Genomic DNA, 7,628 nt, shown 5'->3' on the forward strand with positions numbered 1-7,628 from the left:
CAACCACGAGAGGTACTGCAAGCGAAGCTGGGTACGCTCCAGCATGTGTTTGCCAGCGGAGAAGCCTTGCCGCCACAGCATGTTGCGCGGTTCCAACGCTTGGTGTCGAGCCTGAGCGGGGCGAAGCTGATCAATCTGTACGGTCCGACGGAAGCTACGGTGGACGTATCATATTTTGACTGTGAGCCGGGTGAGTCATATGGAATCATTCCGATCGGGAAGCCGATTCAGAACATTCGTCTGTACATCGTCAAGGAAGGAACCGAGCAGCTGCAGCCGATTGGCGTAGCCGGGGAGCTGTGCATTGGCGGCGTCGGTGTGGCGCGCGGCTATCTGAACCGTCCTGAGCTGACAGCCGAGAAGTTCGTACGTGATCCATTCTCGGGTGAACGTGCAGGCTTCGGTCAGATGTACCGCACGGGAGATCTGGCGCGCTGGTTGCCAGATGGCAACATCGAATATTTGGGCCGGATCGACCATCAGGTGAAGATTCGCGGGTACCGGATTGAGCTGGGCGAAGTGGAAGCGCAGCTGCTGCAGGTGGAGTCTGTACGTGAAGCGGTCGTCATGGCCCGTGCCGATGAGACGGGGCAGAAGCAGCTGGTGGCGTACTATGTAGCAAATGTTGAGCTTGGTGCGGCTGAACTGCGGAGCGAAATGGGCCGTGAATTGCCAAGCTACATGGTGCCGACGTACTTTATCCAGATGGAGCAGATGCCACTGAGCCTGAATGGCAAAATTGACCGCAAAGCCCTCCCGGCACCGGAAGGTGGACTGCAGAGTGAAGCAGCTTATGTTGCACCACGTACATGGGTAGAAGCGAAGCTGGCGGAGGTCTGGCAGGATGTGCTGGGTCTAACGCGGGTCGGCGTGAAGGACAATTTCTTCGAGATTGGTGGACATTCACTGCGGGCGACGACACTGGCAGCCAAGATTCACAAAGAGCTGAACAAGCAGCTGCCGCTGCGGCGAATTTTTGAAGCGCCAACGATCGAGCAAATGGCCGTTGTGCTGGAGCAGCTGGAGCAGATGACCTACGCAGCTATTCCGGTATCGGAAGAGCGCAGCTACTATCCACTGTCCTCGGTTCAGCAGCGACTGTATGTCCTGCATCAGCTGGACCCACAGGATATTAGCTACAACATGCCGTCGGTGCTGCATGTCAGCGGTCCGCTGGATGTGAAGCGGGTAGAGGCGGCATTCCGTCAAGTCATTGCACGTCATGCGACGTTGCGGACTCGCTTCGGACTAGTGGACGGAGAGCCTGTGCAATGGATTGAAGATACCGTATCATTCGAGGTCGAGTATGTGCAGGCGCAGAATGAAGCGGCGGCGGCACAAGAGACCGTGACGACACCAGCAGGCGATCTAGATACGAGCATAGATATGGTCAATCGTGCAGCGCCATCTTCATCCATTCAGGCAGACATGGAGACAGACTCAGCTACAACGGATGAAGCAGCGGATGAGAACGCTGTGATTCAAAAATTGGTGAAGAGCTTCGTTCGCCCGTTCGAGCTGCATAGCGCTCCGCTGCTGCGGGTCGGTGTGGTCGAACTGACTGCAGGAACGGCATGGCTACAAGAACAATCGCAAGGTCAAATGCAAGAAATGCAAGTGGCGCTGGAGCAGCAAGCGCAAGTAGAAGGCCAGCAACATGAGCAAGCCCAAGAGCAACCAGAAGAACAACCACAAGAGCAACCTCAAGTGCAAGCCCAAGGTCAGTATTTACTGTTGCTTGATATGCACCACATTGTCTCGGATGGTGTATCCATGGGAGTCCTTACAGACGAATTCGTTCGCCTGTATGGCGGAGAAGAATTGCAGCCATTGCGCCTGCAATACAAGGACTATGCCATCTGGCAGCACAGCCAGGCACAGCAGGCATGGATGCAGCGTCAGGAAGCCTACTGGCTGGATACGTTCCGTGGTGAACTGCCTGTACTGGATCTACGGACAGATTATGCTCGTCCGGCAGTACGCAGCAGTGAAGGGGACACGATTGTGTTCGGACTGGATCGAGAGGTCAGTGATCGCCTGAAGGAGCTGGCGACCCAAAGCGGATCGACCCTGTACATGGTGCTGCTGGCGGCATATACGACGCTGCTGCATCACTACACAGCACAGGAGGACATAATCGTCGGTACACCGATTGCAGGACGTCCACATGCAGACCTGGCGCCGATCATCGGGATGTTCGTTGGCACGCTGGCCCTGCGGAATTATCCAAGTGCGGAGCAGAGCTTCCGCAGCTATGTGGAGGATGTGAAGCTTCGCGCATTGCAGGCCTTCGAACACCAGGATTATCCGTTCGAGGAGCTGGTGGATCAGCTGAATGTGAAGCGGGATATGAGCCGTAATCCATTGTTCGATACGATGTTCACCTTGCATACGACGGAGGAAGGCGAGCTACAGCAGCTGGCAGAGCTGAGCTTCCGTCCCTATGAGATGGAGCAAGCGCCAGCGAAGTTCGATCTGACACTGGAGGCGCGCGAGGAAGAGGGCGGCATCCAGCTTGGTCTGCAATATGCGACGGCATTGTTCCGTTCTGAGACTGTTGAGCGAATGACCCGTCACTTCATTCGTCTGGCAGAAGCCGTGGCAGCGAATCCGAATGTGTTGCTGGGCGAGATTGCGATAATTACAGAGGAAGAGCGTCATCAGATTCTCCGCGTATTTAATGATACAGCGGTGGCATTGACTAACACTGATGAAGCTACTGCCAACACAGGAAGTCCGACAGACATAACAAACACAGCAGGTATAGCTGACATTGTGGACACAGCAACCACGACGGTTGCACCTGAATCAACACTAAGCACGTTATTCGAGAAGCAGGCAGCCAATACACCAGAGCAGGTAGCGGTCATCTGCGGCGAGGCATCACTCACTTACGCAGAATTGAATGAACGTGCCAATCGTTTGGCTCGTACGCTGCGTGCGGAAGGTGTCCAGGCTGATCAGCCAGTGGGCATTGTAGCTCAGCGCTCTCTGGAAATGATTGTGGGTATTTACGCGATTCTCAAGGCTGGCGGTGCTTATGTGCCAATCGATCCAACCTACCCGGCCGATCGAATCAGCTTCATGCTGGAGGATTCAGGAGCAAGACTGGTGCTGACACAATCGCATCTATCCGAGCAGCTTGCCGTGCAAATAGCAGATGTGAATCGTGCAGCAACTGAAGCAGATACGAGTAGCGCTAAGGGCTTTAACGGCAAAATATTGGTGCTAGAGGATGAAGCGCTGTATGACAAAGATAGCTCCAATCTGGGACAGCTGGCAGGACCACAGCATATTGCATATGTCATCTATACATCAGGCTCCACGGGCAAGCCAAAGGGTGTTATGGTTGAGCATCATTCCGTCATTAACCGGATTTTGTGGATGCATGATCGCTATGGACTGAATACCGAGGATACCATCCTGCAAAAGACGACCTTTACCTTTGACGTATCGGTATGGGAGCTGTTCTGGTGGTCCATGGTGGGCTCGAAGGTAAGTCTGCTATCGGTGGGCGGAGAGAAAAATCCAGAGGACATCGTGGATACCATTGCTCGTGACCAGGTAAGCACCATGCACTTCGTTCCTGCGATGATGCACGCCTTCCTGGAGTATGTTGAGCACCAGCCGCGCGCAGATATGCAGGTCAAGCTGGTAACATTGCGCCAGGTATTTGCGAGTGGTGAAGCCTTGACGCCGCAGCATGTGGAACGGTTCCAGCGCCTGATCACAGGTCTTGTTGGCACGAAGCTGATTAACCTGTATGGCCCGACCGAAGCGACAGTCGACGTCTCCTACTTTGATTGTGAGCCGAACGAGACCTACGGATTGATTCCGATCGGGAAGCCGATTCAAAATATCCGTCTGTATGTAGTCAAAGAAGGAACCGAGCTATTGCAGCCGATCGGTGTAGCAGGCGAACTGTGCATTGGTGGTGTCGGTGTGGCCCGTGGCTACCTGAATCGTCCAGACCTGACCGCGGAGAAATTCGTGCGTGATCCGTTCTTTGGCAGTGAGACTGGAGCTGAAGCTCAAGCGGAGCATCACGAGGCTCGGATGTACCGGACGGGCGACCTGGTGAGATGGCTGCCGGATGGCAACATTGAATATCTGGGCCGAATCGACCATCAGGTGAAGATCCGCGGTTATCGGATTGAGCTGGGCGAGATTGAAGCGCAATTGCTTCATATGGAACCCGTGCAAGAAGCTGTAGTAACGGCCTTTGCCAGCGAAGATGGACATAAGGACCTCTGTGCCTACATTGTAGCTACAGAGATGCTGAATATATCGGACGTACGTAAGGCTCTGCTGACGAAGCTGCCGGATTACATGGTTCCAGCATATGTTGTGCAACTGGAGCAGTTCCCGCTGACGCCAAGCGGCAAGATTGACCGTAAGGCTTTGCCGAAGCCGGAAGTGCAGCTTGCAGCAGACAGAGTGTATGTAGCACCACGCACGCCGCTGGAAAAACAGCTTGTGGACATTTGGCAGCGTGTGCTGAATCATCCACAGATTGGAATTACGGACCATTTCTTTGAAGTGGGTGGACACTCTTTACGTGCGACGACTTTGGTAGCAAAAATTCATCAGGAGCTGCAGCATAAGCTTGCCTTGCGGGATATTTTCCAATATCCGACGATTGAGCAATTGGTACAGCTGATGGGTGAACAGACTCACGATGTGCATGAGTCCATACCAGTAGTTGAAGCGCGTGAACATTATCCGGTGTCCTCTGCCCAGAAGCGTATGTATGTGCTTAGTCATCTGGAGGGTGGGGATGTCAGCTACAACATGCCTGGGGCACTCATAATCGAGGGCGAACTGGATGTTGCGAGACTGGAGCAAGCGTTCTGTAAGCTGATTGCCCGTCATGACACTTTACGAACGAGCTTCGGAATGGTTGATGGCGAAGTCGTACAGCGTATTGCAGATACCGTGGAATTCAACGTAGAGCGTGTACAAGCTGCGGAGGAAGAGACGGACGTGTATGTAGAGCGTTTTGTACGCGCCTTTGATCTGAGTGAAGCACCGCTTCTCAGAGTCCAATTAGTAGAAAATGGACCACAGCGACATGTGATGCTCTATGACATGCACCATATTATTTCAGACGGTGTGACCTCTGGCATCATTGTGCAGGAGTTCTCTGAACTCTATGAAGGTCTGGAGCTGGCACCGCTTCGTATCCAGTACAAGGATTATGCTGTATGGCAGCGTGCAGAGCTGAGCAGCGATCGTGCTCGCGGCCAAGAGAACTATTGGCTGGAGACGATGGCTGGCGAAATTCCGGCATTGGAGCTGCCGACAGACTTTGCTAGACCGGCTGTGCAACGTCAGGAAGGAGCGCGGCTGGACTTCGTACTTCGGACAGAGGACGGTGAGCTACTGAAGCAGCTGGCGACCAAGACAGGATCGACTCTATACATGGTTATGCTTGCTGCGTATAGCACCCTGCTGCACAAATACTCAGGACAAGAGGACATCATTGTGGGCACGCCGATTGCTGGACGTCCGCATGCTGAATTGGAGGGACTGGTAGGTGTATTCCTGAATACACTGGCCATTCGTATGTACCCATCCAATGACAAGACGTTCCTGGAATATTTGCAGGAGGTTAAAGAGCAGGCACTTAGCGCCTATGAGCATCAGGATTATCCGTTCGAGGATTTAGTCGACAAACTCAAGCTGACACGTGACACTAGCCGAAACGCGTTATTTGACACCATGTTCGAACTCAAAACCTTTGAGCAGCAGGAATTCCAGATGGAAGGCTTGCATCTCAAGCCATATCCAAGTGAGCATCGTACATCCAAATTCGATTTGACGCTGGATGCGGTGGAGCAACCGGAAGGCATTTTGTGCAGCTTCGAGTACAGCACGGCACTGTTCAAGCCAGCGACGATCGCACGACTGGCGAAGCATTTTACAGAGCTGATCGCATCCATTACAGCCGATCCTTCTCAATCACTGACAAGTCTGAACATGATTACCTTGGAGGAGAAGGAACAAATCCTGTTTGGCTTCGGGGATGTAAGTGGAGGTAGCGCAGAGGCTTCGAAAGACAATGAGATTCATGCAAGTGCTGGCGCTGGAAAAGTAGACGCTAGATTCGGCACACAGGTGCCTACAGAGGTAGCAGCTTTGTTCCATCCATATGTGGAGCAGCAGGCAAGACTTGTGCCTGAGCATATAGCTGTCGTGTACGAGGAGCAGGAGCTTACTTACCGTGAGCTTAATGAAAGGGCGAACCAACTCGCACGTCGATTGCGAGAGGAAGGCATCGGGCGTGAATCTATCGTCGGTATTCTGAGTGAGCGCTCCGTCGATATGCTCGTTGGTGTACTGGCGGTGTGGAAGGCTGGCGGAGCGTATGTACCGCTAGATGCAGACTACCCGTCTGAGCGCATTCGCTTCATGCTGGCGGATAGCGGAGCAACGGTTCTGCTGACGCAAAAGGGATTGTTAGCGCAGCAGGAAGCATTGGAGGCTGGTTCCGAGTCCAAGGCCGCAGATGAGCTGCGTCTGCGCCAGGTGCTAGAGCTGGATGACGAGTCGCTCTATGCCGGGGATGACAGCAACCTGGAGTGGATCAACGAGCCGCAGGATCTAGCGTATGTGATCTACACCTCCGGTACAACCGGACGTCCGAAGGGCGTCATGATTGAGCATCGCAGTCTGGTGAATACGGCAGCGGCGTATCGACGGGATTACCGACTGAGCGAATTCCCGGTGCGGCTGCTCCAACTGGCGAGCTTCTCCTTTGACGTGTTCGTCGGGGATATCGCGCGCACCCTCTACAATGGCGGCACGATGGTCATCTGCCCGAAGGACGACCGGATCGATCCGAGTCGATTGTACGGCTGGATTCGGGATTATCAGATTACGGTATTCGAATCGACGCCTGCTCTGATCGTGCCGTTCATGCAGCATGTGCATGAGCACGGACTGGACATGAGCAGCATGGAGCTGCTGATCACCAGCTCGGATAGCTGCAGTGTGAGCGATTATCGTAACTTGCAGGAGCGCTTCGGTGGACAGATGCGCATCATCAATAGCTACGGGGTCACGGAAGCGGCGATTGACTCCAGCTTCTACGACGAAGAGTTGACGAAGCTGCCAGCCAGTGGCCATGTGCCGATCGGTCAGGCTTGGCTGAATGCCCGCTTCTACATTGTGGACAGCCAGCTGCGTCCGGTACCCATCGGTGTACTGGGTGAGCTGTGCATCGGCGGTATCGGGGTGGCTCGTGGCTACCTCGGTCGTCCGGACCTCACGGCGGAGAAGTTCGTGGACAACCCGTATGTACCAGGGGAACGACTGTACCGCACGGGGGATCTGGCACGGTGGATGCCGGATGGCAACGTGGACTTCATTGGGCGGATGGACTATCAGGTCAAGATTCGTGGCTACCGAATCGAGCTGGGTGAGATTGAGACAGCGATGCTACAGGTAGCTGGCGTACGCCAAGCCGTGGTGATCGACCGTACCGATGAGCGTGGACACAAATATCTATGTGGCTACTTTACGAGTGAACACGAGGTGAACAGCCAGCATATTCAAGCCGAGCTGGAGGCTGGATTGCCTGCGCATATGGTGCCTGCACGCTTGATGCGTCTAGAGGCCATTCCACT

1 protein-coding gene is annotated in these 7,628 nt (G+C 54.2%); it reads left to right on the plus strand.

Annotation, left to right across the window (positions count from 1 at the left end; genetic code table 11):
• Positions 1-7,628 (plus strand): non-ribosomal peptide synthetase (locus D328_RS29905; RefSeq protein WP_018888326.1); only part of this gene is annotated, 7,628 nt, incomplete at both ends.

The organism is Paenibacillus massiliensis 2301065 = DSM 16942, assembly GCF_000377505.1.
Classification (GTDB): Bacteria; Bacillota; Bacilli; order Paenibacillales; family Paenibacillaceae; genus Paenibacillus; species Paenibacillus massiliensis.